Below are 25,379 nucleotides of genomic sequence, written 5' to 3'. Positions count from 1 at the left end.
GGCCTATTCATCACCAACCCAGATCAGGAGACTACCATGTCCGTACAGCTCAAGGAGCTGCGCGAGCAGCAGGCACGTATTGCCACAAACGCTCGCGCGAAGTTCGAAGAGATCAAGGACGACACGCCGGCTGAGCGTGCCGCCGAGATCGAACGCGAGTTCGATGCCATGATGGCCGAGTACGACAAGCTCGGCGAGAAGATCGAGCGAATGAAGAAGCTCGAAGAGGCAGAGGCCCGCGCCAACGAGGGCGATCCGCGCCGTCCGCGCGGCGATGACGGCGAAGCGCGCGGCAACGGCGGTGACGAGACGCCGCCGGAGTACAAGGACGTCTTCGCAAAGGCGATCCGCTTCGGCGCTGCATCGCTGTCGGGCGAGGAGCGCTCGATCCTGCTGCAGGGTCGTGCCGATGTGCCTGAAGAGGTGCGCGCTCAGGCCACGACCACAGACGCCGCAGGTGGCTACACTGTTCCGGAAGGATTTTCCGGCGAGATTGACAAGGCCATGGCCGCCTGGGGTCCGATGTGGGACGCCGACATCGTTCGCGAGTTGGTCACCTCCAGCGGTAATCATCTGCCGTGGCCGACTGTCGACGACACCAGCCAGAACGGCGAACTGAAGGACGAGAACGATCCGGCGACGGATGACGGCTCTGGCGATGTCGTGTTCGGGGAAAAGGCGCTCGATGCCTATGTGTACGATACCAAGATCGTCCGCATTCCCTACGAACTGCTTCAGGACTCGGCCTTCGATGTCGAGGCGCTGATGAACGACTTGTTCGGGGAGCGTCTTGGGCGCAGGGCGAATGCCGTGCTCACGACCGGTACCGGAACCAATCAGCCGCACGGCATTGTGACGGCCTCCTCGCTGGGCAAGACGGCAGCATCGGCGACGGCCATTACTTCGGATGAGATCATCGACCTGCTGCATTCGGTCGATCCGGCCTATCGCTCCTCGCCGCGATGCCGCTGGCAGTTCAGCGACACCACGCTTGCCACCATCCGCAAGCTGAAGGATGGGCAGGGCAACTATCTTTGGCAGATGGGCGACGTCCGTGCCGGCGAGCCCGACCGGCTGCTGGCTCATGCGTATTCCGTCAACCAGGCGATGGCCAGCATCGCGACCGGCACCAAGCCGATCATCTTCGGCGATCACAGCCGCTACGTGGTGCGCAAGGTGCGCGGCTTCACGGTGCTGACCCTGCGTGAGCGGTATGCCGAGAATTTCCAAATCGGCATGGTCGGCTTCAAGCGCTTCGACGGGGAGCTACTCAACACGGCAGCCGTCAAGCACATGATCATGGCCTGAAAATTCGGCTTTGCAAGGCGGGCGGCTTCGGCCGCCCGCTCTCAAAACCGAAGGAGAGCAGCAATGAAAATCCAACTCCTTGTCTCTCGCGCCGGTCCTGCCGGCGCATACTCGCCCGGCGACGTGATCGAAGTCTCTGATGTCGAGGCCAAGCGCATGTTCGAGGCCGATCCTCCGCAAGCTGTACCGGTGCGGGACGGGGTATCGCCGGAGTTCGCGGCGTTCGACCGCAACGGGGACGGTCGCCCGGGCGGCGCAAATCGTCCCAATCGCAAGAGCGGCAAGAAGATCTGATCATGTGGAATGGTGTTTCCATCGTTCAAAAGCCGACCGGTGAACTGCTCACGCTCGCCAAGCTGAAGTCGCGGCTTCGGGTGGACCATGATGACGACGACGATCTGCTGACCGATCTGCTGAAGGGTGCCATTGCACGCATCGACGGCCCGAACGGTATCGGCTTTGCCATGATGGAGCAGGCCTGGCGCAAGTCCATGGATGCCTTTCCACACACGATCATCCTGCCAGGCGCGCCCATCAAGAGCGTCACATCAATCACCTATGTCGATCCTGCCGGGGAGCAGCAGACGCTCGATCATGATGCCTATCGTGTCGACGTGGATTGCGAGCCAGTGCGCATCGTGCCAGCGGTCGGCAAGTTCTGGCCTGCCACACATCATGTCATCGGGGCCGTGAAGGTGAATTACGTGCTCGGCGAGGTCGATGCCGCGAATGTGGCGCCGGACCTGATCGATGCTGTCTGCCTTCTGGTTGGCCACCGATACGAGAACCGCGAAGCCGTCAATGTCGGCAACATCGTGTCCGAATTTCCACTTGGGTTCGAGGCAATCGTCGCAGAGCATCGCCGCGGGAAGGTGCTAGCCTGATGGGCGCGGGGGAGCTGCGGCATCGGCTGGCGTTCGATCGGCGCGAGGCAGTCGATGACGGCTACGGTAACACGGTCGGCGAACAGTGGGTCGAGCAGTTCGATCGCGCGGCCGGGCTCACCTATGAGCGGGGCAACGAAGCTGTGATGGCGGCGCGGCTCGAAGGGCGCTCGATCATCCGGGTGAAGCTGCGCAAGGACAGCCAGACATGTGCCATCACGACGGACTGGCGGGCGCGCGACGTCCGCAGCGGCGAGTGGACGAACGATGATCCGTCGGTCTGGACCGGCACGGTCTATGCCATCAGTGACGTTGATGCCGTGACCGACCGCAAGTGGGTCTGGCTCAGGATCGAGGAAGGGCAGCCGGCCTAGGGCGCATCCTGAACCGTCGTCGGTCTACATGAAACCGAATGCAGGCCCACCATCGTCATCGGCACCTCATCGTATCCGGCTGTGCCCGGAGCCAACAAGCGTACACGGCCACGGGCTAGCGTCAGGGCCTCACCCGCTTCGTTTCGATAGGTGCACTCGAACATAATACGGTCGATGGCGCAGTCGGAGCGGTTCTCGGCCCTGACCAGGGTGATGGTCCGGTCACCCTCGCGGCGAACATTTTCGATTTCCAGCGGGAACATCGCGGCCGTCGCGACGCATCCTCCAACGAAGAGCATTTCGATCATGGCAAAAGTCCAGGGTCTCGATCGGTTGAAGCGCAAGCTAACACAATCGATCCCGCAGCGCGCGAAGGCCGTCACCCGGCAGGCGATGGAGAAGAGCGCCGAGGAGATCGTCAAGTCCATGCGGCAGCTCGTGCCGGTGAAGACGGGGCGGCTGCGCGACAGCATCGGATGGACCTGGGGCGATGCGCCGGAGGGTGCCGTCGTCGTCGGCTCATCGGCCCCGGTCGGCGCCGGCACCATGAAGATCACGATCTATGCCGGGATCCGCGGCAACAACAATTACGACCAGGGCTTCTATGTGCGGTTCATCGAATTCGGAACACAGGCCATGGCGGCGCAGCCCTTCTTCTTCCCGGCCTATCGGCTGAACAAGAAGCGATCAGCCAACCGTATCAAGCGGGCCATCCGCAAGGGCGTGAAGGAGGCGATGCAAGGATGAGTGCCTCGGCCGAACTGCAGAAGCTGATCCTGGACACGCTCACGGCTGACACGGAAGTGATGGCGGAGGTGAATGGCATCTACGACCGGGTGCCGGAAAAGCCGTGGGGGACGGCCAACCAGTATATCAGCTTCGGGCCTTCCGACGTGGTCGAGGACGATGCCGAATGCATCGTCGGCGGGGAGCACACATTTCAGATCGACTGCTGGTCGCGGCGCGTCGGCATGGTGCATTGCCGGCGACTGGTCGACCGGGTGAAGGCGGCGCTGCACGAGAAGGATCTTGAACTCGCGGAAAACGCGCTGGTGCAGATCCGCGTGACCTTCCGGCGCATCCTTGGCGATCCCGACCCGCTGACCACGCATGGCGTAGTGACGGTGCAGGCGCTGATCGAGGAGACGGATTGATGGCACAAACGAACCTGACGCTCACGGTGCGGCTACGCTGGTGGGTCCGGCCCTACATATGGTTGCTTCAGGCTTTTATCTGGACGGCAGCGCTGGTGCTTGATGAGGATGACGACCGCCTCGACGAATTCCTCTCCAAGCAGGGCTGCTTCATCGGACGCCATGGCCTGAAGTTCTTCAGCGAAAGCGGCGAGGCCGTCTGATGCCCTGGGCGATCTTTCACCGGCAGTTCAATTTCGATTTTCGCCCGGCGCGGGCGGTCTGCATCACCGTGAAGCCTAAGCCGGTGCCGCAGCAGTTTCCGGGGCCCATCATCGATGCCGCCGTCAAGGCCGGCGCGGCCGAGCGGGCGAAGAGCCCGACGGCGCAACAGAAACGCGCATTCCAGCGCGCCCCGGGCGGGAACACGCCCATCACCTGAGAGCGGGCATGACGCCCTTTCAACCCGGCTGGTGGCTCACCGGCCTCTTCCCGCATGGAGAGAACTATCATGGCACGTGCAAAGACTGCCAATTTTGAAGAAATGGTGCTCGAGGTCGAGTTCGATCCCGTCTCCGATGAAGGCGTCTTCACGCCGATCTGCGGCATGATCGACGTCACGATCAACCGCACCTCCAATGTGGATACGTCCGAAGTCCCCGACTGCGACGACGAGAGCCTACCACTGTCGATCGAGAAGCAGGTGCGAAGCCAGGAGGTGAGCATATCGGCCACGGGCTCCTGGGCTCTGCAAAGCCACCAGAAGATGATGAACTGGTGGCGGACGAGCGCGACACTCAACGCGCGCATTCGGAACAAGAAGGTCGAGGCGGAAGGCGAGACCGGCGACATCTATGAGGAGAGCGGGCCGGCCCTGCTGGTGAACCTCAACAATGGCCGCACTAAGGGCACGAAGGTAACCGCCGAGATCGATATCCAATTCGATGGCGTGCCGGACGTGACCACGAAGCCGGCACCCTGATGCGCGGCCTCGATCTGACCTGGGCGGGCGGGGAGCACAGCTTCCTGCTCACCATCGAACTCCTGCGTGCGCTGCAGGACAAGTGCGATGCCGGGCCGCCGCTGGTGCTCAAGCGGCTGTCGGCCAATCTCTGGACCGTCGACGACGTGATCCAGCCCATCCGGCTCGGCCTCGAAGGCGGCGGGATGGACAAGGAAGAGGCGCGGCGTCTCGTCAAGAAGCATGTCGAGGACGAGCCGCTGCAGCTTTCCGTGATGACCGCGCAGGCCGTGATGATGGCCGCGCTCTACGGCATGGAAGACGATCCGGTGGGGGAGTCGGAAGCGGGGGAGGCGAAGCCGGGCCGGCGCCGCTCCCGCGCGAAAAATGGCGCTTCTCCGGCTTCTACGCCTGGACCGGCATTTTCGGCTGCGACATCGGCCGAATGAGCATCTGGGAATTCCTCGCCGCGCGCGACGGCTACCTTCTTTCCAAGGGCGACAAGGCCAAGGGGCGCGAGATCGACGAGGATCGTCTCGCCCAGCTCGGCATAGCGGGGTTCTGACATGGCACAGGATTCGGAACGCCTCGTCGTCGCGCTCGAGGCGCGGGTGACGCAGTTCGAGCGCGAGCTGGCCAGGGCCGAGCGGACGGCGAACCGGCAGGCGACCGCGATCCAGAACCGCTTCAACGCGGCCAACCGCAACGTGCAGGGCGGCATGCAGCGGCTGGCCGGCACGGTGCGCATGATCGAAGGCCCGCTGGGGGGCGTGGCCGGCCGGTTCACCAACTTCAACCAGCAGCTGCGCGAGGTGGGGCCTGCTGCAGCAATTGCCGTGGCGGGTGTCGCCGGCCTGACGATCGCGGCGCAGCGGCTCTATGCCTATGCGCGGTCGACCGTCTCGGAACTGTCGGCGCTGGCCAAGGCGGCTGATCGGGTGGGGCTGGCTACCGACGACTTCCAGCGGCTGCAGTTCGGTTTCAAGCTTGCTGGCGTCGAGGCCAACGAATTCGAATCCTCCATGGAGCAGTTTTCGCGGCGTATCGGCGAGGCCGCAACGAATGGCGGTCGCCTGGCAGACATTCTCGAGGCGAATGGCGTTTTGCTTCGTGACAACGAGGGGCGCATTCGCCCCATCAATGAGCTGTTGCGCGAATACGCGGAACTGATACGCCGCGCCGGCTCGGACCAAGAGAGGCTTGTGCTTGCGCAGGAGGGCTTCGGCCGCGCAGGTCTGGATTTTGTCAATGCGCTTCGCAAGGGTGAGGCTGCGCTCGATGACATGGCAGACGCCGCGAATGAGGCGGGTGGCGTTATCGACGAAGAGCTGTTGCGCAAGGCTGAAAAGTTTGACGACCGGTGGGAATCCGGTTGGCGCAGCTTCTCCGTACACGCCAAGACCAGGATCATGGAGGTGCTGGTCGAGCTGGATAAGCTCTCACAGCACTCGATCTGGCGGCAGCTGGCCGCGCTGGCTACCTTCTCGCCACTTGGCGCGGCGCTTGGCAACCCGACGATAGCCGGTCTGCTTGATGCCCCCAACGAAGTATCCAGCGCGCAGCGCCGCATCGATCAATTGCGCGAGATGCAGCGCAATGCCGAAGATTTGGGCTTTGAGGCGGGCGAAACGGCGGCGGCGATCGAGGAGGCTGAAAGGCATCTCGACAGGCTGATCCGGGCCTATACGTCCGGCTTGCACGGTGTATCCGCTCCAACACGCGCCGCGCCGGCATCGCCCGACGAACCCGAAACCATACTGCCGACAAAGCCGGAGCGCGCTAGCCGCACGCCGCGGGACCGCGCTGCAGAGCAGGCGCTGCGCGAGGCGGAGGCCGTCGCCAAGCTGGTCGAGAACCTCGAACACGAGCTGGCCATTCTCGGCCTGAGCGATGTCGAGCGGGCCAAGGCCAATGCGCTGCGGCAGGCCGGGGCGGCGGCCACGGACGAGCAGCGCGAGAAGATCGGCCAGCTGATCGAGGCCATCCATGCCGAGCGCGACGCGATGCAGCAGGCGGCCGAGATGGCGCAGTTCTTCCAGCAGCAGGCGGAATCCGCTTTCGACGCGCTGCTGCCGAAGATCGAGACCGGCAACCAGGCGCTCGACAATCTGCTCAACACGCTGATCAAGGTCGTGGCGCAGGCGGCGCTTTTCGGTAAAGGGCCGCTGGCGGGGCTCTTCGGGGGCGGGCTCTTCGGGGGCGGCATGAATTTGGGTGCGGGCCCGTGGGGCGCAAGCCTGCCTGGCTACGCCAAGGGCACGGCGAATACCGGCGGGCGCCGCGGCGAAGTGCGCGGCGKCGTGCATGGTGAGGAAGCGGTGATCCCCTTGCCCAATGGCGGCAAGGTTCCCGTCGACGTGCGTATGCCGCCATCAACCGTGCAGGATTCCGGCGGCTCACGTCAGATCACGCTGCGGGTGATCGGCGAAGAAGGCCCGATGTTCCGTCCGACGATCCAGGCGGAGAGCCGGGACATGGCGGTGAATGTCGTCAAGGCCAATGACAAGGCCCGCAACAAATACTGGCAGAGCGGCGGTGTGCCCAAATGAGCATCGAGATCCTCGATCTTCCCTGCGTCGGGCTCGAGACGCTGCGCTTCGACCCAATCGTGCCGAAGAGCGTGAACCGGATGATCGGGCGGCGCACCGAAGGACGGCGCTATGGCACGCCCTACTGGGTGGCGGAATATCTTTCACCCTCCCAGAAGCTGGGCAGCTTCGGCGAGGTCGACGCCTTTCTCGCGCGGCTGGAAAGCGGGGCCGTCTTTCGCGCCTGCGACACGAGCCGGCAGCGGCCGATCGCCTATGCCGGCGCGCCGCTTTCGGGCACGCGCGCCGGCGGCGGTGCCTTCGATGGCAGGGGCCACCTGTCGGCCATCGCCAACCCGCACACGATCACGGTGCAGCAGCTTCCCGCCGCCTTCCAGCTGCGGCCGGGCGATGCCGTGGAGCTGCGCATGTCGGCGTTGGTCACGAGCCTGCACCGGATCACCGCCGAAGCCCAGGCGAACGGTTCGGGCACGGTGACGCTGGCCGTGCATCCGGCGATCGACACCCAGAACATCACGGCCGGGGGCACGCTGCGCGCCCGGTTCGAGCGGCCCTCCTGCATCATGCAGCTGGCCGGCTTCGAGGCGCCGCGCCGCCGCGGTGGCCGTTCGCAATCCTTCTCCGCCCAGGAGGTGTTCTTCTATGAGCCCTGATCCTGCCGTCGAAGCCGCGCTGGAAAGCGGGCAGATCGTCACGCTCGACCTGATCCGGTTCGAGCTGCCGGGCGGCCCGTTCGGCTATCACATGGGCGGCCGGCCCTATCCCCATAACGGGCTCGTCTACAAGCCGAACCGCTGGCTTTCCATGGGCGAGATGCGGGGCGATCTGGGTGTGGCGGTCTCAACGCGCGAGCTGGTGTTTTCGAACGTGCCGGTCGACGATCCAGATGACGCGATCGCCAAGATCGAAGAGTTCTCCTATCTCAACGCGCCGGTCATCATCACGCATCTGCTGGGCGAGCCGGACAGCAACAATGTCCTCGGCATCCTCGCCTCGCATCTCTACGAGATCAATCAGGTCTTATTCGAGGACGGGGCGGCGGGCGCCAATGGCGAGCGCACCCTGACCATGACGGTGGAACTCGAGCCGCCCGGCCGATCGGCGCGCGGCGCGACCCATGTGCGCCGAGCGCAAGCCGAGCAGCAATTCGACAATGACCCGACCGACACCGGGCTGGAGTACGTGAACGTGGCCTCGCAATGGCCGCGCGAGTGGGGGCAGGTCTACCGATGACCCGCTTCGAGATCGCCAATCCCGTCATCGAACGGGAGATGACGAAGCCCTATCGCTATGGCGAGAGCGACTGCTTCTTCCTCGGCTGCCGGGTGGCGGATGCGTTCGACAAGAGCCGGCGCCTGGGCCCGGACAATTATCGCGCCTACAAGACGCTGTTCGGCGCGCAGAAGGCGCTGAGGAAGCGCGGTTTCTCGTCCCTGGTCGATTTCTTCGACGCGCATCTGGAGCGCATCGGCGCCAGCCAGTGCCGGTTCGGCGACCTGGCCATCATGGATCTTCCCGATGGCGAGCATGTCGCTGTGTTCACCGGCCAGCGGTTCATGACGAAGACGCCCAAGGGGCGCTCGCATCACGACCTTTCGGCCGTCAAGGCTGCCTTCCGCACCTAGCAGGTTTCATCCATGGCGATTTTCACGGCGATCGGCACAGCCATCGCGGGAGCGCTCTTTGCTGGCTCGGCGCTTGCCGCATCGCTTATCACGGGTGCTCTGGCATTCGGCGCGCAACTGCTGGTTTCCTATTTCAACCGGCCGAAGAAGCGCGCCTATTCCGCCCATCAGGATGAGGTCCAGATCGGCGGCCGCGTGCCGGTGCAGGCGCTGTATGGCAAGGGCGCCACCAAGGGCCACCACGCCTATTACGCCAAATACGGATCCGGCAACAAATTCAACGCCGACATCTTCATCCTGTCGAACGGCTGGTGCGACGGGATGGAGCCGGAGGTCTATTTCTACGGCGAGAAGTTCGACCTGATCGAGCGCACGCCCTATGCCAACGAGGTCGCGCGCTACGAGACGCAGAAGTTCGGCAACAACCTGACTTTCCGCTTCTTCGACGGGCGCCCCGGCCAGCAGGCCGACAGCCGCCTCGTGGCGAACACGGCCAATCTGGAGGCATCCTGGAAGAACACGTCGCGGCTCACTGGCCTGTGCTATGTCGTGGTCGAGCGGGAATATGACGAGCGCTTCGAGAAGGGCCCGCCCGACTTCACCTTCGTGCTTCGCGGGATCAAGGAATACGATCCGCGCTACGATTCGACGGTTGTCGGGGGCGACGGCCCGCAGCGCCTCGACGATCCCGCCACGCATGTGTGGACCGAGAACCCGGCCGTTCATCGCCTCAACTACCAGCTCGGCCTGCGCGGCCTGATCTCCAACCGGACGCTGGTCGGCGAAGGAAAGACGCTCGGGCAACTGGACCTCAACTCCTATTTCGCCGCGATGAACGTGTGCGACACGCTTCGGAACGGCAAGCCGACCTATGCCTGCTCGCTGTTTGCCAACGGCGACGACGACCACACGGAGGTGCTGAAGGAATTCGACGACGCCATGGCCGGCTACGGCATGAACCGCCGTGGGCTGTCGGGCGTGATCGTCGGGGCGCCGCAGACGCCGGCCGAACCTCTGACAGACGCCGACATCGATATGGAGCGGCCGAAGCAGATCCAGCACCGCAAGAGCGCCTTCGACCTCTACAACCATCTGTCGGGCCAGTTCACGAGCCAGGAGGCGCAGTGGGGCGCGGAAAGCCTGACGCCGATTTACGTCAATGCCGACATCGCGGCAGACGGGCGCACGCGGCAGACCTCCAACGACTTCCTACAGGTCACCGATCCGGACACTGCGCAGTATCTGCTTCAGATCCGCTATCGCCAGCAGCGCAAGGGCGGCTCGGCGACCGTGCCGGTTTCGCGCCGCTATGGGTTCAAAAGGCTTGAGGGCGAGTGGATCCCCTATGCCGGCAAGACGTGGCTGATCACGGGATGGCAGGTTGACGAGGATCTTCGGATAACGCTGACGCTGGCTGAGACCGGCTCGGATGTCTATTCGAGCGCCGGCATCGAGCCGGGGCCTATCGTGATCGCGCAGCCATCGCCGATCAATCCGTCGCTGCTTTCGACGGTGCAGAATTTTGGCGCCGCTGGCGGCTACATTACCAACGAAGCCGGCCACGATGTGCCGTCGATCTATGTGACGTGGACGCCGCCGGAAGACCCCAGCATCACGCAGGTCAGGTTCGAATATCTGATCGACGACGGCAATGGCAATCTGAGCGCCACCACGCTCATGCGGGATGCCATGGCTGCGCCCGAGGCCGGCGAGTACTACATCACGCGCGGCGTGCTGGGCGAGCGTCCCTATGCGGTGCGCGCCACGATCACGACGGTTCCCGACCGGGTAAAGACGTTCACTCCATGGGTGACGACAGCGACTTCGACAGGCAGGTTCCGCTATCCCATCGATATCGACGATCTGAAGGAGGATTTCCGCGATCTCGTCGATTGGATCGAGGACACCGGCTTCGGGCTGCCGGACGGCATCGCCACCAATGCGCAGGCGATCGTCGACGAGGCGCAGGCGCGGCAGGATGCGGTGCAGGCCGAAGCGCAGGAGCGCATCGAAGACGCGGCCCGCACCTTCGCACGGCTGAGGCAGGAGGCAGAGGAACAGGGTCGCATCGCGCTGCTGCTGGCCGAACAGGATTTTGCCAATTACAGCGACCGGGAATCGCTCCGGCGCGAGGTGAGGCTGGCCGAGGACCGCAGCGAGGCGGCCTTCACCGAGGCAATCACCGTCGCCATCGGGCCGGGGAGCGCGCTTGCGACACAGCTGGTCACGCTGGAATCCCAAGTCGGAGACAATGCGGCGGCCATATCAAACGAGAGCACGGCGCGTGTTTCTCAGTTCGATGCTCTGGCCAACCAGATCACGCTACTTTCGGCGGGATCGAACAGCGCGTTCGACTATCGCCGGATATGGCGTTTCGTGGAGGGGATCGAGGGTTGGTCGGGCAACGGCACACCTACCTTCTCGCTCGGCTATGTGCGCCCCGCCAACCACGCGTCCGACCCCTATATCGTCTCGCCGGACGAACTCGGCATCAACGCGAACCAGTACCGGCAGGTGCGCTTTCGCATCAGGGTCACCGGCACGCCGACCTTTGGCGGGTTTGTGTGGTGGCGGCGCCCGGAAGACGCGACATGGGAGACGGCACGCCGGGTCTCCTTTGTCGATCCGGTCCCCGACGCGGAAGGGTTTGCCAACGTCACGGTCAACATGCCGTGGCAAGACACCGTCAATCGGATCAGGATCGATCTGACCGAAGCCCAGACCGCGACGGACTTCGTCGAGTATGAGTGGATCGCGATCGGCCGGGCATCGCCGGGGGCATCGGAGGCCGCCCTTCTGGCCGAGCAGGTGGCGCGGATCGCGCAGGGCGAGGCGCTGGCGGCCGACATCACGACGATCTTCGGCTCGGTCAACGCGCTGGACGGCACCGTTGCTGGCAACGTGACCGCGATCAGCGAGCTTTCCGGCAGGGTCCAGACCGTCGAAGGCAACGTGACGCAGATTAATGCGTCACTCAACAACATCCTCAACGTCCAGCTGCCTGGCAAAGCCGACCAGACGGTGGTCGACGATCTCTATGCCGAGGTCGAGGGCCTGGGTGGCGGTGGCATCGTGGTGCAGGGGCAGACGATCCGGTCGCTGCGCGCGCAGCTCAACAATCTGGCTCTGCTCGCCGCCGATCAGGACTTCGCAAACAAGCTCGACAAGCGCGACCTGCAAAAGATCGTGGTCGACGTCAGCCAGCAGATTTTCAGCAGGGTCGAGGTCAACGAACAGCAGATCGGCATCCAGGCCGGGCTCATCAACCAGATCAATATTGCGCTGGGCGACTATGCCAAGCTGACGGTCACGGATGCGCTGACGTCTCGGGTGACGCTGACGGAGAACTCCATCGTCAGCCAGGGCTCGGCGATCACCTCGATCCAGAACGAGCTGCCTGGCAAGGCCAGCGTGACGGCGCTGAATGCGATCGACACGCGGGTCGAGACCGTGGAGGGGCAGACAAGCGCGCAAGCCACCTCCATCCAGGACCTGTTCGTCTCACTCGGCGGGTCGACCAACCAGACGCGGATCAAGATGGAGGCGCTGTCGGGGCCTTCGGGCTATTCCCGTCTCGGCTTCATCGGCAAGACGGCGGGCTTCGCAGAGCGATTGGCATCGGCATTTCTGGACGTGCCGAACAACGCGGCGCTGCCGACCCGTTGGCTGTTCTCGGTCGACGAATTCATCGTCCTGTCGGGCGGCAACACCCGCAAGCCCTTTGTCTTTACAGACGGTGCGCTGTGGTTGGACGAAGTAAACGTCAACTGGGCCAACATTGTTGGCGCGAATATCGCTTGGGCGGATATTCAGACAGCAGTCGTCGGAAACCTTACCGTACAAGACGCGATGATCCCAGCCAATCTGATCACCTCCTCGGGCTCAGGGATGTTCGGCCCGGCCGCATGGCCGAACATAGGGATCAGCGGAAACTGGGGGGACTGGATAACTTTCGCCACCTTCGTCCTCAACAGCCCTTCATCCAAGCCGATCCTATGCTTTCCGGATATCGATGCGCAAACCGTTGCTGATACGGCCGGCGGGGCCGGTTGCGGCATCCATATCCAGATCCTGCGCAACGGCGTTGTTCTGCGGGAATGGTTACAAACGCGCGGCGGCAACTCCGGCATCCTGCGAATTACCGACTCTGGTGCATTCGCTTCGCCGGACGGCTATCCAGCGGGAAACCAGACCATTGTCTTGCGCGCTCGCGCGTACCGGTCAGGCACACCGTCATCAGCCACAATTCACAGAATGTCCCTCGTCGCGCAGGTCGCGCGACACTGATCGATCAGGAGAACCCATGTCGACCGACCCGCAAACCCCACCCGAACAGCCACAGGAGCAGCAGATCGCGATTGATGCTGTCGCGGCCTATTTCCAGAAGCGCATGAACGCGGCCGAACAGGACGCGCTGATCCTCGCCGCGCGCAACCGCGATCTGATCGACATCGTGCGCCGGCAGCAGGCGTTGCTCCAGCAGCAGGAAGAAGCCCTCGGCGAAGAACTCGCTGACGCGGCGCCACAGAAGAAGACCAAGCCCAAGGGCTGAACCCTCCACAATTCATGACTGCAACAACCCTGCTCATCGGCGGGGCGATGGCGCACATCCAAAGGTGATCCATGAGCCTGGTATCCTACCACTCCCAAGGCACGGCGAGCGTCAATAACGGCCAGACGGCCGTGACGTTCTCCGGTGCCTCACTCGTGTCGGCCGGCATACAGCCGGGCGACTACTTCTTCGCTCAGGGGCTCATGATGCCCATTGCCGCAGTGGGCGGACAGAACGCCGCCACGCTGGTTTCGGGCTGGCCTGGCACTAATCTGTCGGGCGGCAACTATCAGATCGTGCCTGCGGCGGAAGGCGCCCGCGTGGCGCTGTCGGCCCGTCTGGTGCTAGAAAAACTGACCAACGGCAATGTGGAGGCGTTGGTGGGCCTGAACCTAATAGCCGACCGACTGCCCTACGCATCAGGGGCGGGGCAGTTGGCCCTCACGCCATTCACTACGCAGGCTCGGCAGCTTCTCGACGACACATCTTTCGCAGCGATGCGGACGACGCTGGGAGTAAGTGCGCAGGAGGTTGGCACTTTCACGCCGGGACTGGAAGGCATCACGACCCCCGGAACGCCGACATACACGGCGCAAGACGGCAACTATCTCAAAATAGGAAATCGTGTTCTCGCGAGCTTTCTGCTCACCGTTACAAGCCTTGGGGGTGCGACTGGAGCGCTCCGCGTGACAGGTCTTCCCTTCAGCCGTGCCTCCGGGAATGGACGTCGATATTCAATGTCGATCCCTTTCTGGCAGGGCATCAATCTGGGTTCTGGGTCCTCGACGCTGTTTGGCTTCTTTCAGGACGGTGGAAGCGTCGTGCGACTTATCAAGCACACGGCGACAACGGGGTCGACTGCCGTCTCACATACCGACGTGAGCGGGGCGGTCGTTCTCTACGCGACAATAACCTACGAGGCATCATCATGACCTTTGACGAGATCCAGCTCGATGCCACCGGCGTCATGATCCGTTGGAAGAAGCCGGACGGCGGCTTCCATCGGGAAGTGCGAGGGCCGAACGATCCAACGGATGACCTGCCTGTGGAGGTCGCAGGGCAGATAGGGTCCTTCTGGACCCCCGCGCGAAAGGCTGCCTACAACGCTGCATACTATCCCGAAGAGCCGGCGCCGACACCCGAAGAGATCGTCGAGCGGTTTCGCACGGCCATCGAGGCGCATGTCGACGAAGTGGCCCGCCAGCGCCAGTATTCCGGGGCGGTGTCGATATCGACCTATGTCAGTTCGACCAACCCGGCATGGGCGGCAGAGGCACAAGGCTTCATTGTCTGGCGCGATGCGGTCTGGGTCTATGCCTTTACCGAACTCGCGAAGGTGGAGGCCGGCGATCGCGCGGTGCCAGAGGTGGGGGATTTTCTCGCCGAGCTTCCGGCGATGGAGTGGCCAGATTAGTTGACGGCGGTCGTCCGCAGCTTGGCCGCGACGTTCAGGCCAATGATTGCGGCCAGCTCTCGCGCGGCCCTGGCTTCCGCTTCACGCTCTGCTCGGACGCGAGCAAATTCCTGGCCGCTGAGGTCGAAGTTGGCCATGGTCTGCGCGCGACCGACGGTGATCTGCTCCCCGGTATGGACATTCACAACGGAATAAAGGGCGTTCATGGTGAGGATTGATGATGTCGGCCTGTCCAAGCGCTCCGAGACCGACGCCGTGGCCGGAATTCGCGCCGCCCCTTGAACCGTGGTGGTGACCGAAAAATCAAGATGATAGCGCGGCTCGGTCGGTTGGGCCGCCCCCCCATAGAGCATGAAGGCCAGCTCGTTCCTAACCAACTGATGAGATCGGTCGGACGGCTGTGAGATGTAGACAGCGGCCAGTTCCGGCGCCGCCTCGCGATACTCTGCAATGGAGCTTGTGAGCCCGCCATAGAGCGGCTGAACAGTGCAGCCAGCCAGCACGAGGCATGATGTAAGGCCAAGGGCCACGAGTGCTTTCATCGGGCATCTCCTTCGTGCCGTTCGATAGCCGCTTTCGAGGGGCTTCGCAACCAACACTAATCCCAAAGGAAACCCCCATGTCACTTCGCATTCTCGATGCGGGGCGCCTTGCGCGTGTCCCGATGACAGGCATTCGCGGCCACTGGACGGGCGGCGGCCACAAGGCCAATGCCAAGGATCTCCAGCACTATAACGTGCTGACCGAAGGCGACGGCGCTATCCAGTATGGCGTCGACATCGCGCTCAACCGGACCAACCCGGCGACGGGCCGTCTCTTCGATGGCTATGCCGCCCATACGCTGAACAACAACACCAACAATATCGGCCAGACCATGTGCGGCATGCTCGGCGCGCGCGAGGCGCCCTGGCACCCCGGCACCCAGCCGTTGACGCTGGTGCAGTGGAACCGCTTCGTGATGGCGACGGCCGACCTGGCGGAAGTCTTCAAGATCCCTGTCACACGCAAGACGATCCTTTTTCATGCCGAGGTGCAGCCGACGCTTGGCATCGCGCAGCGCGGCAAGTGGGACGTGGTGCGGCTGCCCTTCGACGAGAGCGTGCGGGGCGCACACGCCATCGGCGACAAATGGCGCGACGAGGTGCTTTCGGCGCTGCGGGGCAACGGGCCGTCGGAACCACTGCCGGTGCGCGAGCCGCTGCCGGCCGGCTTCGAGGGGGGCACGGCGATCACGATGGCACGGCCGCATCTGAATTTCCGCCGCGGGCCGGGGGTGATCCACGAGCGCATCGGCGACGGTCTGCCGCCCGGCGTAACGCTGACGGTGTTCGAGGCACAAAGCGACTGGCTGAAGGTCCGCACGCCCAACGGGCACGACGGCTGGGTCCATGGCGGCTATGTGCAGATGATCGACACGGCGCCGGCCGAAGGTGCGGGCAGCGTGCCCGATCCGATCCACACGCAGTTCGCCGCGGTTCGCTCCTTTCTGGACCAGGTCGAAGCAAACCTGCCCGCCGATCGCGACACGCTATCGCGCATGCTGCGCAACATGGCGAGCGACCTCGAGACCTATAGCTGACACCAAAGGAGACCATCATGAATGAATTTCTCTGGGATCTCTGGCTGATCCTGCAACCGATCGTGCTTCTCTTCGTCTCCACCGTGGGGCCGGTGCTGGTGGCGTGGCTCGCCTACCGCCTCACCCAGGTTCTGAAGATCGAGGACGAGGCCGCGCGCCGCGACATCGAGGCGAAGCTGCGCGACGCGCTGCACCAATCGGCCATGAACGCGGCCAAGGTGGCGCTGGCCAGGCTGGGGCCGGATGCGAAGACGGCCGAGCTGGTGAGCGAGGCGATCTCCTATGTGCAGGCGAAGAACTCCGAGGCGGTGAAGAGCTTCGGGCTGGGGCCGAACGAGCTGACCGACATCGTGCTGTCCAAGGTGCCGGAGGCGATGAAGCTGGTGGGGGCTGCGCGCGGGATCCTGGGGCGCTGAGGCAAGGGGTCGGTCATGATCATTCTTCGCATGCGTGATGGCATCATTGCGCATTTCCCCTCGCGCGTGTCGGAATGGATCATGACGGCCGCCATCCTCGGCTGGTACGGCGTCCTGTCGGCCGATCCAGGCACGTTCGAAACGTCCCGCTCCTTCACCGTGCTGGCCTATTACGGCAGCGAGAAAGCCTGGGCGATGCTCTGCCTGCTGGTCGGTCTGGTCCGGCTCGCTGCGCTGGTCGTCAACGGCACCTTCCGGAGCTTTCGATACTCGCCGCATATGCGTGGCTTTGCCTCGATCGTGGCCTGCATCTTCTGGGGGCAGATCACCCTGGGCGTGATCATCGCCTGGACAATGGGCGGCGCCGGCACGGGCGTCGTGGCCTACGGCACCTTCATGATCATCGAGATGTGGAACCTGTTCAGGGCTTGGGCCGATGTCGGGGCAACACGGAAGGCAGGGTGAATGCTTGGCATACCGATTGAACACCTCATCCCGGTCGCCAACTTCATCGGCCTTGCCGTTCTGGGCCTCCTGGCCTGGATGGGGCAGCGATGGGGGCAGCGCCAGACGGCAAGAGAAGGTTCGACGATGGAGATTGCCGGCGCTCTCGTCGACAGCTCATCCATCCGAGAACTGACGGCCGCGGTATCGGCCCACACGGCAGAATGCGCCGCGCTGCGCCAGGAGAACGAACGCGCCCGCAAGCTCGGTTATGAAATTATCGAGACCCTGGGTGGCCTGACACGGGAACTTTCCGAGATCCGGAGCGAGATGCGCATGAAGCGGCGGTGATGACATCCGGCCACCGAAAGCTCCGAAGCCCGCTCGCCCGGCAGGGCTTCCTACCGTTTTTTTCCGCATCTGCCGTTCAAGGCCCGGCCACCGAAGTGACCGGGCGGGCATGCTTGTGTGGGTGTGTGTGGCGGTCAACGGCCGATGCTCAAGCCTCCCACACTGGCATCGATGCCGCCGTTACCGATACTCACGCCGATACCACCTTCACCACCCAATCCGGCGTTGATGCCACTATCATTTCCACTTCCGGCACCGGTGCCTCCTCCGCCGACATCTGCATTTATGCCGCCGGTGTTGCCGGTGGCGGCATCCTCTCCTACACCGATGCTGATGCCACCCGTGTTTCCGGAGGCGGATCCCGTGCCAACGCCAGCATTGACACCTCCGGTGTTGCCAGACCCGGCGTCGGTTCCAACGCCAGCGTTGATACCGCTGGTATTGCCGGATCCCGCACCGGTCCCGGCTCCAACGTTGATGCCGCCGGTATTGCCGGATCCCGCATCGGACCCTACTCCGACGTTGATACCGCCGGTGTTGTTCTGTCCGCCGCCGCCGACACCCACGTTGACACCGCCTCCGGTAGAGGGCGAGCCGGGCTGCCCGGGGACTGCAGGTTGCCCTGGAACGCCGGGCTGACTTGGTACCGCGGGTTGACCTGGGACACCAATCGTGGCGGTTCTTGCTTGAGCGTTCGGTAAACAGGCTCCATCAGCCACGGCCTGAAGTTGAGCCTGGCTGAGGGCGCTTGCGGGCAGTTCGCAGATATTCGCCTGCGCAGGACCCGTCATAATCAGGCTGCTGGCGCCAAGAGCGAATGCTGATGCAAGCATCAAGGTGAGGCTGGATTTTGCTTTTGCCATGGTTCTCTCTCCCATTGGTTTTCCTCCCCACAAGGAACAATGGTTGGAAGGACTGAATGGTTCAGAACCCGCATCAACTTAGAGTTAATCATTTTTCTGCGGAGAAAGATGACCAAGCCTCTGAATGCTGCCGATGAGTAATCATGAATCTGTTGCGAGATAGCCTGCGGCAAGCAAGGTAAGCTCGGCCGGCGGCTGCTCAAGGTCGGCGGGTGGCTGCTCTCGGCAATGGCCGGCGCGGAAGCCCAAACGCAGCGAGATCTCCAGCGCCATCAGCAAGAACAGCAAGCTCAGCAGGAGCGGGCTCGGTTGCAGCTTGAAGAGGATCGGCGCCAGGAAGCACGCCGCCAACAGCTTGAACGCGACCTCCGCCAGCAAGAAGCCAATCAGGCAAGGGTTCGGGCTCAAACCTCCCGGGACAGCAACATGCCGGATCGTCATATCGGACGGCCTCCGCCAGATCAAAATGGAAAGCCTGCCGTCTGGTGCGAAGGTTTAGGTATGTGGGGTTGGGGACCGTACAATTCGCCCGAAGAGGCCTATAATCTGCCCGGGTGGTGCGGCGACTCGAGTTGTTCGGGCATGTTTCGCCGAGTTTTCATCGAAAAGTGCGGGCACGCGCCGCGTTAGGCCGGAAGTGCCTCTTCCACTCCGGCGTCAAGCGGAAGTTGCTCCACAACGACAGTGCCCAAATCGAAATGCTTGTCAGCAGATTCATAGATCTTTTGGTCTTCGGTGGCCTCCGTTCGTCGATCTGCATCCTGTCGTAGCAAGGGGAACAGGGTGTGTGATGGATCTTCTCGCCGACCCGGTTGATGACGTCCTTTATGGGGAAGCCGGGCAGCAGTGACGCCTCCGCCGCTCTATCCGAGCGACAACTGCGGGCCACAAAACCGGCACGGCTGCAATCAGCGGCTTCATAAGAGCAACTCTCCTCCTAATCGTCCCGCAACGGCAGTAATGCAATCAGGAAGTGTAGCCGACGTCTTTCCGCAGCGACTTTAGACGCCTCGCTCGGAGATAAGCAGCATCGTCACCGCATCCCGCCGCGGCCAAGCCGGAAACTTTTTAGTCCGACGTTTCGAATGCGAGATTTCCAGCGAAGCACCTCTCAACTTCTTCTCCTTATGGTGCCCCCATTAATCGGCAAGGGGTCGGGGATGAAAACTTGGCTACAGGGTGTTGCCGCTGCCTTTGTTTGCGCGGCGCAAGTGACTCTCGCGCATGCGGCGCAAACGGGCACAATTGCTCACGCCCAAAACATGATCTGGGTGTGTGACGACGAGCGGGCGCTCGCGCGCATCATGTTTGGTGGTTCGGCAGATGCGATGCTTGTCGAAGCGGCACGATCGGGAGGTTGTTTTCGGTTGGCTGCTGGCACCGCCATTCAGGTTCACGGCGCAAATGGCCGCATCGGGTTTGGCAGCATTTTTGGCTACCCCAAGCCCATCTACTACCCCGTGCCCGGCGTGGTCTTAGGTAGTGTAGGGGAGAGCCCCACTTTTGTCGCCCCGGCGGTCAAGGCAAACCCGCGTGCCGCTCGGCGAACCCCGCGTGACGTATGCGCCGCCGGCATTACGGCATACTTCTTCTTGGGAGCAGAACCCAGACACGAGCGAACAATTGGCGACACCCACCATTTTCGCAGTTCCTCCAACAACGCGTATCTGTGTTCGGTAGAGCTCGATCTGATCATGATGAGCTGGCACGATGATGCTCGGCTTCGGCATGCCTCGGTCACCTATGAGATTGACGGGACGGGTGACCTGATTGTGCAGACCGACACTGGCGCGCGCCGATTTCCCTAGTGTTTCGCCAAATGGCTGGGAGAGAGTAGTCCTGTGTAAGTCGACCCGCGAGAAGCCGGCTGGCTAGTAGTCGCGAATGGGATTGGGGTGCTGAGGCTAGCACCACATCATCAATGTGACTTCAAGAACGCGCCTACACCCTTAATCCAGCTTCTAATGGCGCCGAAGTCTCTGGATCCGGTGCCGAGTGAGGGTGTCCAATTGGGCTGCGGCGGGACGTCTCTTGCGCCCCTGGACGTCATCAAGTTCGGGGGAAGGGGAGGGCTCATAGGCCTCAACAGCTATGCCAGTTTCTACCGAAAGCACGTCTTCGATCCGAATCCGGAGAAGCTTCTCGCCCAATCTGAACGCCCGCAATTCTCCCCGTTCGATCATGTTGCGAACGTGTTGTTCGGAACAGTGCCACCGCTCGGCGAGCGTAGCGGGCGTGAATACGTCTGGCTGCCATCCGGTCATAGACGTATCCTTCTCCGACCTTCCTTGGAATTCGTGGCGAAGGCCCTCTTGCCCGCTGAGGTTAGCGTAAGAGTCGTCGGGCGTCTTTCTTCAAGGGTTCCGATGAAGCCTCGAATGACCAAGCGTTCCAAGGTAGCAGGTCCTGCAAATTCCAGGGTCGAGGCAGATTGGGGTTCATCAGCGCGCTGCAGAAGCTGTTCCATTACCCGCGTCTCCCGGTGGTCCAACGCACTCCCCGGAAGGTCCCGCTTCCATTCGGTCAAGACTTTCGCGTGCCGTGCCGATCTCTGTGGGTCGCTTTCGTGGCGGCCGCTTCGGCTCACTTCGAGATCGGACCGGCTTAGTGCTTCGCCCTTGCTCGGCAATGGTCGCCGGGGGAGAAGCGACCAATCATCGAGCATCTGGTCGAAATAATTCTCGTCTTTCCGCTGGCTCTCAGCGCAGGCCCGTTCCTCGGGAACCAAACGAACGAAGACGTCACCGAGTTGAATGACCGGAGCGTATCCGGCCTTCTGGGCGCCCTTGCAGAGCGCGGTCACCTGGCGCGCGGTGATGTCCAGCTTTCGGGTCATCGATGTCGTTGACGTTTGGCCTCAGCCAAGCGAGCCCGCACCAGTTCTAGGTCCGTATTTTGAACCCGCTCCGTTGGCCCTGGCTTCCGAAGCGGCCCGGCGAGTGAGCCGCTGCGTTGTCGCGGCTGGGGCTGGCTGGCTGCCAGGAGTGCCTGGACATCATCCTGACTGAGCAGCATTCTCTTTCCAATTATGCGACATGCTCCGATCTGGCGGGCCAGCCAGCGAACCGTTCGTGCGGAACACCCCGTTGTACTGGCAAACTCTTCAGGGCTTATCAGCTTCGGAATAATGGGTGGATCACTCAAAGGACAGGCTCCCGCAACAAGCCGTTCCCGCCCTTCTTGCCATTGCGCCAACGACGATATTCGCCCAGCGTTTGAAACTCCTCGGGTACCCGGTCAGCATTGGAGGCCAAAATGTCTCGATCCGATACCCCGACATAGACTTCCACGAGGTCGCCATCGAAGCTCACTTTGGAGACTGGCAGGCCGGCCGATCGAACGGCCTTGACCAATCTAGCAACCTCGTCGTGCGATATCCGGGCTTTTCGTCTCGTCATTCGCTTAGCGTAGCTGGAGCGGCCGCCATTCCACCAGACGCGAGTCTGGCGCCGTCATGTGGATAATGGGGATAGCCGTCGTTGTTCTGTCGGCCATGTCGCCCTCGGCCCTATTCCCAGTAGTTCCTTTTCTCTGGCGGCTCGCCTTCCGGATCATGAAGATCATCCGGCTCAGGAAAGAGGTTCTGATCCAGCAGCGCTCGCTGGACTGCTGCGGCAGTCGTACGCTGGATAAGGAGTGCTAGCCGCTCTCTAGCCCACCCAAGCATACGCTCGTATTCCGGCATGCCGTCCTCTCCCTGCGGGACAAGACCGATGGTAGCGCGGAGATCCTCCACCTCACGGCGATCGTTCGCAAGAGAGGTGAGGAATCTATGTCGGGCCTCCTCCCTAAATTTGCGCTTGACAGCGAGTTCGCGACGGAAGGCCAGATGCTGCTTCCGCTCTCGCTCCACGCGATCTATTTCGTCCTGCTCCTTCTGGACTGCCAGATGTATCCGATAGTTTTCGACGATCTGTTCGATCCGGTGTTCGACCTTCTTTTCATCCTCATCGACCCAGTTCTTTCGGACGCCTTGCGCGCGGCCGACAATCTGGAACGCCAAACGGCCCACGAAAACGTTCTCGTGGCTTTTCCACTGATAGCTACGTCCAGACGCGCCCACATAGGTTTGTTCTCTGACAGTCCGCTTTTTGGGGCTGGTAAGAATAAAGTCGACCGCAGTTGAGCCTTGTACGAACTGCACACGGCTTCCAGCGCCTGAAAAGGTGACCCCGTGCGGCTCCAGTTTGTGTGCAAGAGCACTCAGAAAGGACACCACGCGTGGCAGGCTGTCGCGGTGGATGTGCACCCATTTGACATCGATCGCGCCCTCCCGGTCTGCTTCCGCAGTCCGTAGTTCCTCTGCGAATGACCTGAGTGAGGAATGGAGCGGGCGAGGACGCTGCGGGATCGGCGCCGGCTCTTGGTATGGGCTTGTGCTCTTCTTTTGAAGCTCGGCCTTCTCCTGCTTCAGACGCTGCCTCGCCGCCTTTGTGGCGGTCACCGCCACCGCCGCTCTCGGATTCGCGACCGGGTCCACACCGCCGATGTGCACGGTCTCTATCGCGGGGTTTTCAATGAGCCACAAAGGCGTCTTGTTGACCGTCTGGCCGGATTCCACTCTGGCCCAATATCCACGGCCGGGAACGGGAATTTGATGAGCCTGGCAGATTTTGGCCAAGCCTCTGTCGGAAAGCCCGAACTGCTGGGCCAGTGTCGAGATCGGCGTCGTCCAGACGAGATCGTAGAGTTCCCGTCTTGAGAAGCTTCGCTTCAAAACCGATTTCCTCTCACGCCAAACGCATCGAATATCAGTCGCACCCGCTATCCGTACACCGTGCGGTGTACCAATCCCGGCGGTCCGGGGAACGGTAGGTGCAGGCGATGAGATATTCATCGCGATACTCGACGTCGACCAGATGCCAGCCGGCTCCGTCACGCTCCTCACATAGTACGTAGTGGTGCTGGGGTGCGCGTTCACAGCCAGCGAGGCCGACGGCAGCAGCGCAGATGCCCCAAATACGAACGGACGTTGCAACTCGATGAAAGTGGCGCCGACAGGGCTGGTCTACCAGTTGCATGCTTCACGCAAGGGCTGGATGACCTCCTCAATGCCGGAAATGTTGAACTCACCAGAGACGGCACTCTCTGAGAATGGCGTTGCCCGCACATACAGCTTCTGTCCTCCGAACAATTCTCGCAGCCAAGGAATTGAGGCAGACCCTCCCCAAAGCCCAAGAACGGAATGATCGTTCGATTCACGGAAATTTCGATGCCGAGCCGCCTTTTCATCGACGCGATAGTCGACACGTCCCTTACCTTGGATGTCGGACATGAAATGCTCTGCGAAGCTGATATAGGCGTTGGTACGATTCTCTCGGCAGATAATCGTCAGCGTCAGCGGCTTCCTCCGTCCGTAACGGTCTTGGTGGACATCGTTGGACCTGAGCGCCAGCTGGACGCTAGCACTGTCATCGAGCTGTGACGTGCCCCGCCTTACGTCCCAATGAGCCAACCGCACTGCCTCTGCAGCACGACGAGCACCTTCCTCTGCGTGCAGGTCCAGTTCAGAATCTTCTGCCGATGCATCTACCTCAGCCGCCGCCGGCCGTTCAGTCTGCAACCTCGGTTGGGTCGAAGAAGTCTGCGTTTCCTGGCCCGTGCCGATAATGACGGCGATCATCCCTACAAAAGTAACTGCCAATAGGAGGAACGAGCCCCTTGCAAGCCGCGCGCCCCTGGCCCTGGTGCTGGGCAGCACAAGTAGAAGTGTGCCGATCGCCAAGCCTACCAGGCTGAGCAGTATGCCAGCGGCTAGCACTGCAGACATCGTTTCCCCCTCCACATCCCGGTTGCATCGTGACGCAACCGGAAGACGAGGGCAAGCCAGAGATAAACGCGGACTCGAATCAGGCTGGGATCATCAGCAGCATCGAAACGATGCACGTTCCGATCGTGGTCCCAACCCCCAGCTTAACCTTGGTGTCATTGTCCCAGCGGGGGCATTCCCAAGGACCGTCTGCGGCTCTGGTAAGTGCTATGCGAATGTTACTCATGGTCGCGTCTCCTTGGGAAAGACAACGACAAGGCCGGAAAGAGGTTCACAGAATTCATAGATGACTGGGCTTGCCGGGAGAAGGCGAGGCCGGCAACGCAGGGGGCTTCTAGAGGAGACGGCCTCGCCACGGTCCCTTTCAGGTCCGCCTCAGAAGAATGCAGAGATCGTGCTTGGAGTCGAGCATGTTGCATTCCATGTTGCATGGAACTGCCGCGCACCAGCGGAAACCCTTGGAAACCAAGGGAAGTCAGTTGCAACATGATGCAACATGAACAGGGTAGGGCGGACGGGCTAAGCCATTGAAAAGACTGGCGATCCCGGCAGGACTCGAACCTGCGACCATCGGCTTAGAAGGCCGGTGCTCTATCCAGCTGAGCTACGGGACCGCTGCGGCGCGGCGCGGCGCCGGTCAGTGCGTCCAGGGGACCTTGCGGTCATAGCGGAAATTCTCCGCATAGGAAATCACGCGCCGGCTGGTCTTCTTCGGCTTCTCGACACGGTAGGCGATGCCGTTCTTCTCGGCATAGGCGATCGCCGCTTCCTCCGTGTCGAAGCGCAGCCGGATCTGGCGCTTCATGTCTCCAGACGAGGTGTAGCCCATCAGGGGCTCGATGCTGCGCGGCTGGGAGGGCTCGAATTCGAGCACCCACTGGCCGGTGCGTGCGGTTCCGGATTGCATGGCGGTCCTTGTCGGGCTGTAGATACGGGCGGACATTCTGTGCTCGTCTCCTCGGCGGATGGTCGGAGCGGCAGGATTTGAACCTGCGACCCTCTGGTCCCAAACCAGATGCGCTACCAGGCTGCGCTACGCTCCGAGCGGCCCGAAGGCCTTGGTGCGTATAGGGTTAGGGCGGCGCGGGCGCAAGCCCGGTAATCGAGAAAAACGGAACAAACGGCAGACAGTGGCACCAAGCGGTGCAGAAAGTGC

At 62.5% G+C, this 25,379-nt stretch carries 33 protein-coding genes and 2 tRNA genes; 23 read left to right on the top strand and 12 right to left on the bottom strand.

Annotated elements, in window-relative coordinates; translation table 11 throughout:
• The first annotated feature begins 36 nt into the window (after positions 1 to 36).
• The 4 genes from GRZ55_RS11635 to GRZ55_RS11620 all read left to right on the top strand — a co-directional run bounded on the left by GRZ55_RS11635 (position 37) and on the right by GRZ55_RS11620 (position 2,566).
• A complete protein-coding gene (locus GRZ55_RS11635; protein WP_169287100.1) occupies positions 37 to 1,308 on the top strand; it encodes a phage major capsid protein in 1,272 nt (423 codons plus the stop codon).
• 63 nt (positions 1,309 to 1,371) lie between these two features.
• Positions 1,372 to 1,602 (top strand): hypothetical protein, encoded by a 231-nt coding sequence (locus GRZ55_RS11630; protein WP_169287099.1) that lies wholly within the window; start codon positions 1,372 to 1,374, stop codon positions 1,600 to 1,602.
• 2 nt (positions 1,603 to 1,604) lie between these two features.
• Positions 1,605 to 2,192 (top strand): head-tail connector protein, encoded by a 588-nt coding sequence (locus GRZ55_RS11625; RefSeq protein ID WP_169287098.1) that lies wholly within the window; start codon positions 1,605 to 1,607, stop codon positions 2,190 to 2,192.
• The gene (locus GRZ55_RS11620) at positions 2,192 to 2,566 is read left to right on the top strand and encodes a head-tail adaptor protein (RefSeq protein ID WP_169287097.1); all 375 of its coding nucleotides are present in this window, start codon (positions 2,192 to 2,194) and stop codon (positions 2,564 to 2,566) included. The genes GRZ55_RS11625 and GRZ55_RS11620 overlap by 1 nt, the downstream gene beginning before the upstream one ends.
• Here GRZ55_RS11620 and GRZ55_RS11615 read toward each other — a convergent pair.
• The gene (locus GRZ55_RS11615) at positions 2,563 to 2,874 is read right to left on the bottom strand and encodes a hypothetical protein (protein ID WP_169287096.1); all 312 of its coding nucleotides are present in this window, start codon (positions 2,872 to 2,874) and stop codon (positions 2,563 to 2,565) included. The two genes, GRZ55_RS11620 and GRZ55_RS11615, sit on opposite strands and share 4 nt — an antisense overlap.
• Here GRZ55_RS11615 and GRZ55_RS11610 point away from each other — a divergent pair.
• From GRZ55_RS11610 to GRZ55_RS11545, 14 genes are all read left to right on the top strand, one after another.
• On the top strand, positions 2,873 to 3,313 hold the full coding sequence (locus tag GRZ55_RS11610; RefSeq protein WP_169287095.1) for an HK97-gp10 family putative phage morphogenesis protein: 441 nt from the start codon (positions 2,873 to 2,875) through the stop codon (positions 3,311 to 3,313). The genes GRZ55_RS11615 and GRZ55_RS11610 overlap by 2 nt on opposite strands.
• Positions 3,310 to 3,720, top strand: coding sequence for a DUF3168 domain-containing protein (locus GRZ55_RS11605; protein ID WP_169287094.1), 411 nt, complete (start codon positions 3,310 to 3,312; stop codon positions 3,718 to 3,720). Before GRZ55_RS11610 ends, GRZ55_RS11605 begins: the two co-directional genes overlap by 4 nt.
• Positions 3,720 to 3,923: a hypothetical protein gene (locus GRZ55_RS11600; RefSeq protein WP_169287093.1), complete on the top strand. Its 204-nt coding sequence runs from the start codon at positions 3,720 to 3,722 to the stop codon at positions 3,921 to 3,923. The genes GRZ55_RS11605 and GRZ55_RS11600 overlap by 1 nt, the downstream gene beginning before the upstream one ends.
• Positions 3,923 to 4,141 (top strand): hypothetical protein, encoded by a 219-nt coding sequence (locus tag GRZ55_RS11595; RefSeq protein WP_169287092.1) that lies wholly within the window; start codon positions 3,923 to 3,925, stop codon positions 4,139 to 4,141. Before GRZ55_RS11600 ends, GRZ55_RS11595 begins: the two co-directional genes overlap by 1 nt.
• A gap of 69 nt (positions 4,142 to 4,210) precedes the next feature.
• Complete coding sequence (locus GRZ55_RS11590; RefSeq protein WP_169287090.1) at positions 4,211 to 4,681, top strand: phage tail tube protein; 471 nt, start codon at positions 4,211 to 4,213, stop codon at positions 4,679 to 4,681.
• Positions 4,681 to 5,109: a gene transfer agent family protein gene (locus GRZ55_RS11585; RefSeq protein ID WP_169287088.1), complete on the top strand. Its 429-nt coding sequence runs from the start codon at positions 4,681 to 4,683 to the stop codon at positions 5,107 to 5,109. The genes GRZ55_RS11590 and GRZ55_RS11585 overlap by 1 nt, the downstream gene beginning before the upstream one ends.
• Before the next feature lie 117 nt (positions 5,110 to 5,226).
• Complete coding sequence (locus tag GRZ55_RS11580) at positions 5,227 to 7,209, top strand: hypothetical protein (RefSeq protein WP_169287087.1); 1,983 nt, start codon at positions 5,227 to 5,229, stop codon at positions 7,207 to 7,209.
• Entirely contained in the window at positions 7,206 to 7,862 is a 657-nt protein-coding gene (locus GRZ55_RS11575; protein ID WP_169287085.1) for a hypothetical protein, read from the top strand. Before GRZ55_RS11580 ends, GRZ55_RS11575 begins: the two co-directional genes overlap by 4 nt.
• Complete coding sequence (locus GRZ55_RS11570) at positions 7,852 to 8,442, top strand: DUF2163 domain-containing protein (protein ID WP_169287084.1); 591 nt, start codon at positions 7,852 to 7,854, stop codon at positions 8,440 to 8,442. Before GRZ55_RS11575 ends, GRZ55_RS11570 begins: the two co-directional genes overlap by 11 nt.
• Entirely contained in the window at positions 8,439 to 8,834 is a 396-nt protein-coding gene (locus tag GRZ55_RS11565) for a hypothetical protein (protein ID WP_169287082.1), read from the top strand. The genes GRZ55_RS11570 and GRZ55_RS11565 overlap by 4 nt, the downstream gene beginning before the upstream one ends.
• Before the next feature lie 12 nt (positions 8,835 to 8,846).
• On the top strand, positions 8,847 to 13,121 hold the full coding sequence (locus GRZ55_RS11560; protein WP_169287081.1) for a hypothetical protein: 4,275 nt from the start codon (positions 8,847 to 8,849) through the stop codon (positions 13,119 to 13,121).
• Between the two features lie 16 nt (positions 13,122 to 13,137).
• Positions 13,138 to 13,386: a hypothetical protein gene (locus GRZ55_RS11555; RefSeq protein ID WP_169287080.1), complete on the top strand. Its 249-nt coding sequence runs from the start codon at positions 13,138 to 13,140 to the stop codon at positions 13,384 to 13,386.
• A 71-nt stretch (positions 13,387 to 13,457) separates the two neighbouring features.
• Positions 13,458 to 14,318: a hypothetical protein gene (locus GRZ55_RS11550; protein ID WP_169287079.1), complete on the top strand. Its 861-nt coding sequence runs from the start codon at positions 13,458 to 13,460 to the stop codon at positions 14,316 to 14,318.
• Positions 14,315 to 14,800 carry a hypothetical protein gene (locus GRZ55_RS11545; protein WP_169287078.1) on the top strand — a complete coding sequence of 162 codons (486 nt, stop codon included), beginning with the start codon at positions 14,315 to 14,317 and terminating at the stop codon, positions 14,798 to 14,800. The genes GRZ55_RS11550 and GRZ55_RS11545 overlap by 4 nt, the downstream gene beginning before the upstream one ends.
• On the opposite strand, the gene GRZ55_RS11540 is transcribed toward GRZ55_RS11545, so the two are convergent.
• Positions 14,797 to 15,342 (bottom strand): hypothetical protein, encoded by a 546-nt coding sequence (locus GRZ55_RS11540; protein WP_169287077.1) that lies wholly within the window; start codon positions 15,340 to 15,342, stop codon positions 14,797 to 14,799. The genes GRZ55_RS11545 and GRZ55_RS11540 overlap by 4 nt on opposite strands.
• A 77-nt stretch (positions 15,343 to 15,419) precedes the next feature.
• On the opposite strand from GRZ55_RS11540, the gene GRZ55_RS11535 reads away from it, so the two are divergent.
• Genes GRZ55_RS11535 through GRZ55_RS11520 form a run of 4 tightly spaced genes read left to right on the top strand, consistent with a single transcriptional unit; the run spans position 15,420 to position 17,590 of the window.
• Positions 15,420 to 16,379 carry an SH3 domain-containing protein gene (locus tag GRZ55_RS11535; protein ID WP_169287076.1) on the top strand — a complete coding sequence of 320 codons (960 nt, stop codon included), beginning with the start codon at positions 15,420 to 15,422 and terminating at the stop codon, positions 16,377 to 16,379.
• 17 nt (positions 16,380 to 16,396) lie between these two features.
• Positions 16,397 to 16,795: a hypothetical protein gene (locus tag GRZ55_RS11530; protein ID WP_169287075.1), complete on the top strand. Its 399-nt coding sequence runs from the start codon at positions 16,397 to 16,399 to the stop codon at positions 16,793 to 16,795.
• Between the two features lie 15 nt (positions 16,796 to 16,810).
• Positions 16,811 to 17,260: a hypothetical protein gene (locus GRZ55_RS11525; RefSeq protein WP_169287074.1), complete on the top strand. Its 450-nt coding sequence runs from the start codon at positions 16,811 to 16,813 to the stop codon at positions 17,258 to 17,260.
• Positions 17,261 to 17,590 (top strand): hypothetical protein, encoded by a 330-nt coding sequence (locus GRZ55_RS11520; protein WP_169287073.1) that lies wholly within the window; start codon positions 17,261 to 17,263, stop codon positions 17,588 to 17,590.
• A gap of 134 nt (positions 17,591 to 17,724) precedes the next feature.
• Here the strand turns inward: GRZ55_RS11520 and GRZ55_RS11515 are convergent, their stop codons facing one another.
• Together GRZ55_RS11515 and GRZ55_RS11510 are read right to left on the bottom strand one after the other, a co-directional pair.
• Entirely contained in the window at positions 17,725 to 18,453 is a 729-nt protein-coding gene (locus GRZ55_RS11515; RefSeq protein ID WP_169287072.1) for a hypothetical protein, read from the bottom strand.
• Positions 18,454 to 18,594: 141 nt separating this feature from the next.
• Positions 18,595 to 18,894, bottom strand: coding sequence for a hypothetical protein (locus GRZ55_RS11510; RefSeq protein WP_169287071.1), 300 nt, complete (start codon positions 18,892 to 18,894; stop codon positions 18,595 to 18,597).
• A 719-nt stretch (positions 18,895 to 19,613) separates the two neighbouring features.
• Here GRZ55_RS11510 and GRZ55_RS11505 point away from each other — a divergent pair.
• Entirely contained in the window at positions 19,614 to 20,261 is a 648-nt protein-coding gene (locus GRZ55_RS11505; RefSeq protein ID WP_169287070.1) for a hypothetical protein, read from the top strand.
• Between the two features lie 153 nt (positions 20,262 to 20,414).
• Here the strand turns inward: GRZ55_RS11505 and GRZ55_RS23780 are convergent, their stop codons facing one another.
• The 8 genes from GRZ55_RS23780 to GRZ55_RS11465 form a co-directional block, all read right to left on the bottom strand.
• A complete protein-coding gene (locus GRZ55_RS23780) occupies positions 20,415 to 20,717 on the bottom strand; it encodes a helix-turn-helix domain-containing protein (RefSeq protein WP_169287069.1) in 303 nt (100 codons plus the stop codon).
• Positions 20,714 to 21,289, bottom strand: a complete 576-nt coding sequence (locus tag GRZ55_RS11495; protein WP_169287068.1) for a hypothetical protein — start codon at positions 21,287 to 21,289, stop codon at positions 20,714 to 20,716. Before GRZ55_RS11495 ends, GRZ55_RS23780 begins: the two co-directional genes overlap by 4 nt.
• A 304-nt stretch (positions 21,290 to 21,593) precedes the next feature.
• On the bottom strand, positions 21,594 to 21,806 hold the full coding sequence (locus tag GRZ55_RS11490) for a hypothetical protein (RefSeq protein WP_169287067.1): 213 nt from the start codon (positions 21,804 to 21,806) through the stop codon (positions 21,594 to 21,596).
• Between the two features lie 155 nt (positions 21,807 to 21,961).
• Entirely contained in the window at positions 21,962 to 23,170 is a 1,209-nt protein-coding gene (locus tag GRZ55_RS11485; protein ID WP_169287066.1) for a hypothetical protein, read from the bottom strand.
• A 291-nt stretch (positions 23,171 to 23,461) separates the two neighbouring features.
• The gene (locus tag GRZ55_RS11480) at positions 23,462 to 24,223 is read right to left on the bottom strand and encodes a type VI secretion system-associated protein TagO (protein ID WP_169287065.1); all 762 of its coding nucleotides are present in this window, start codon (positions 24,221 to 24,223) and stop codon (positions 23,462 to 23,464) included.
• A 537-nt stretch (positions 24,224 to 24,760) separates the two neighbouring features.
• Positions 24,761 to 24,837 (bottom strand) — tRNA-Arg (locus GRZ55_RS11475).
• A 23-nt stretch (positions 24,838 to 24,860) separates the two neighbouring features.
• On the bottom strand, positions 24,861 to 25,166 hold the full coding sequence (locus tag GRZ55_RS11470; protein WP_169287064.1) for an ETC complex I subunit: 306 nt from the start codon (positions 25,164 to 25,166) through the stop codon (positions 24,861 to 24,863).
• A 23-nt stretch (positions 25,167 to 25,189) separates the two neighbouring features.
• A tRNA-Pro gene (locus GRZ55_RS11465) sits at positions 25,190 to 25,266 on the bottom strand.
• Positions 25,267 to 25,379: the final 113 nt, after the last annotated feature.

The sequence above is a fragment of the Chelativorans sp. ZYF759 genome, assembly GCF_012911015.1.
Classification (GTDB): Bacteria; Pseudomonadota; Alphaproteobacteria; order Rhizobiales; family Rhizobiaceae; genus ZYF759.
Note: the sequence above shows the minus strand (reverse complement) of the source record. Positions and strands in the feature narration are given on the sequence as shown.

What these genes read in the sequence shown, in the direction of transcription:
- GRZ55_RS11565 (WP_169287082.1), top strand. Translation starts at nt 8,439, where the DNA reads ATGACCCGCTTCGAGATCGCCAATCCCGTCATCGAACGGGAGATGACG.
- GRZ55_RS11520 (WP_169287073.1), top strand. Translation starts at nt 17,261, where the DNA reads ATGCTTGGCATACCGATTGAACACCTCATCCCGGTCGCCAACTTCATC.
- GRZ55_RS11530 (WP_169287075.1), top strand. Translation starts at nt 16,397, where the DNA reads ATGAATGAATTTCTCTGGGATCTCTGGCTGATCCTGCAACCGATCGTG.
- GRZ55_RS11595 (WP_169287092.1), top strand. Translation starts at nt 3,923, where the DNA reads ATGCCCTGGGCGATCTTTCACCGGCAGTTCAATTTCGATTTTCGCCCG.
- GRZ55_RS11585 (WP_169287088.1), top strand. Translation starts at nt 4,681, where the DNA reads ATGCGCGGCCTCGATCTGACCTGGGCGGGCGGGGAGCACAGCTTCCTG.
- GRZ55_RS11625 (WP_169287098.1), top strand. Translation starts at nt 1,605, where the DNA reads ATGTGGAATGGTGTTTCCATCGTTCAAAAGCCGACCGGTGAACTGCTC.
- GRZ55_RS11590 (WP_169287090.1), top strand. Translation starts at nt 4,211, where the DNA reads ATGGCACGTGCAAAGACTGCCAATTTTGAAGAAATGGTGCTCGAGGTC.
- GRZ55_RS11615 (WP_169287096.1), bottom strand. Translation starts at nt 2,874, where the DNA reads ATGATCGAAATGCTCTTCGTTGGAGGATGCGTCGCGACGGCCGCGATG.
- GRZ55_RS11550 (WP_169287079.1), top strand. Translation starts at nt 13,458, where the DNA reads ATGAGCCTGGTATCCTACCACTCCCAAGGCACGGCGAGCGTCAATAAC.
- GRZ55_RS23780 (WP_169287069.1), bottom strand. Translation starts at nt 20,717, where the DNA reads ATGACCGGATGGCAGCCAGACGTATTCACGCCCGCTACGCTCGCCGAG.
- GRZ55_RS11535 (WP_169287076.1), top strand. Translation starts at nt 15,420, where the DNA reads ATGTCACTTCGCATTCTCGATGCGGGGCGCCTTGCGCGTGTCCCGATG.
- GRZ55_RS11630 (WP_169287099.1), top strand. Translation starts at nt 1,372, where the DNA reads ATGAAAATCCAACTCCTTGTCTCTCGCGCCGGTCCTGCCGGCGCATAC.
- GRZ55_RS11560 (WP_169287081.1), top strand. Translation starts at nt 8,847, where the DNA reads ATGGCGATTTTCACGGCGATCGGCACAGCCATCGCGGGAGCGCTCTTT.
- GRZ55_RS11515 (WP_169287072.1), bottom strand. Translation starts at nt 18,453, where the DNA reads ATGGCAAAAGCAAAATCCAGCCTCACCTTGATGCTTGCATCAGCATTC.
- GRZ55_RS11555 (WP_169287080.1), top strand. Translation starts at nt 13,138, where the DNA reads ATGTCGACCGACCCGCAAACCCCACCCGAACAGCCACAGGAGCAGCAG.
- GRZ55_RS11525 (WP_169287074.1), top strand. Translation starts at nt 16,811, where the DNA reads ATGATCATTCTTCGCATGCGTGATGGCATCATTGCGCATTTCCCCTCG.
- GRZ55_RS11600 (WP_169287093.1), top strand. Translation starts at nt 3,720, where the DNA reads ATGGCACAAACGAACCTGACGCTCACGGTGCGGCTACGCTGGTGGGTC.
- GRZ55_RS11545 (WP_169287078.1), top strand. Translation starts at nt 14,315, where the DNA reads ATGACCTTTGACGAGATCCAGCTCGATGCCACCGGCGTCATGATCCGT.
- GRZ55_RS11570 (WP_169287084.1), top strand. Translation starts at nt 7,852, where the DNA reads ATGAGCCCTGATCCTGCCGTCGAAGCCGCGCTGGAAAGCGGGCAGATC.
- GRZ55_RS11575 (WP_169287085.1), top strand. Translation starts at nt 7,206, where the DNA reads ATGAGCATCGAGATCCTCGATCTTCCCTGCGTCGGGCTCGAGACGCTG.
- GRZ55_RS11605 (WP_169287094.1), top strand. Translation starts at nt 3,310, where the DNA reads ATGAGTGCCTCGGCCGAACTGCAGAAGCTGATCCTGGACACGCTCACG.
- GRZ55_RS11510 (WP_169287071.1), bottom strand. Translation starts at nt 18,894, where the DNA reads ATGACGATCCGGCATGTTGCTGTCCCGGGAGGTTTGAGCCCGAACCCT.
- GRZ55_RS11620 (WP_169287097.1), top strand. Translation starts at nt 2,192, where the DNA reads ATGGGCGCGGGGGAGCTGCGGCATCGGCTGGCGTTCGATCGGCGCGAG.
- GRZ55_RS11495 (WP_169287068.1), bottom strand. Translation starts at nt 21,289, where the DNA reads ATGACCCGAAAGCTGGACATCACCGCGCGCCAGGTGACCGCGCTCTGC.
- GRZ55_RS11635 (WP_169287100.1), top strand. Translation starts at nt 37, where the DNA reads ATGTCCGTACAGCTCAAGGAGCTGCGCGAGCAGCAGGCACGTATTGCC.
- GRZ55_RS11540 (WP_169287077.1), bottom strand. Translation starts at nt 15,342, where the DNA reads ATGAAAGCACTCGTGGCCCTTGGCCTTACATCATGCCTCGTGCTGGCT.
- GRZ55_RS11610 (WP_169287095.1), top strand. Translation starts at nt 2,873, where the DNA reads ATGGCAAAAGTCCAGGGTCTCGATCGGTTGAAGCGCAAGCTAACACAA.
- GRZ55_RS11505 (WP_169287070.1), top strand. Translation starts at nt 19,614, where the DNA reads ATGAAAACTTGGCTACAGGGTGTTGCCGCTGCCTTTGTTTGCGCGGCG.
- GRZ55_RS11470 (WP_169287064.1), bottom strand. Translation starts at nt 25,166, where the DNA reads ATGTCCGCCCGTATCTACAGCCCGACAAGGACCGCCATGCAATCCGGA.
- GRZ55_RS11480 (WP_169287065.1), bottom strand. Translation starts at nt 24,223, where the DNA reads ATGTCTGCAGTGCTAGCCGCTGGCATACTGCTCAGCCTGGTAGGCTTG.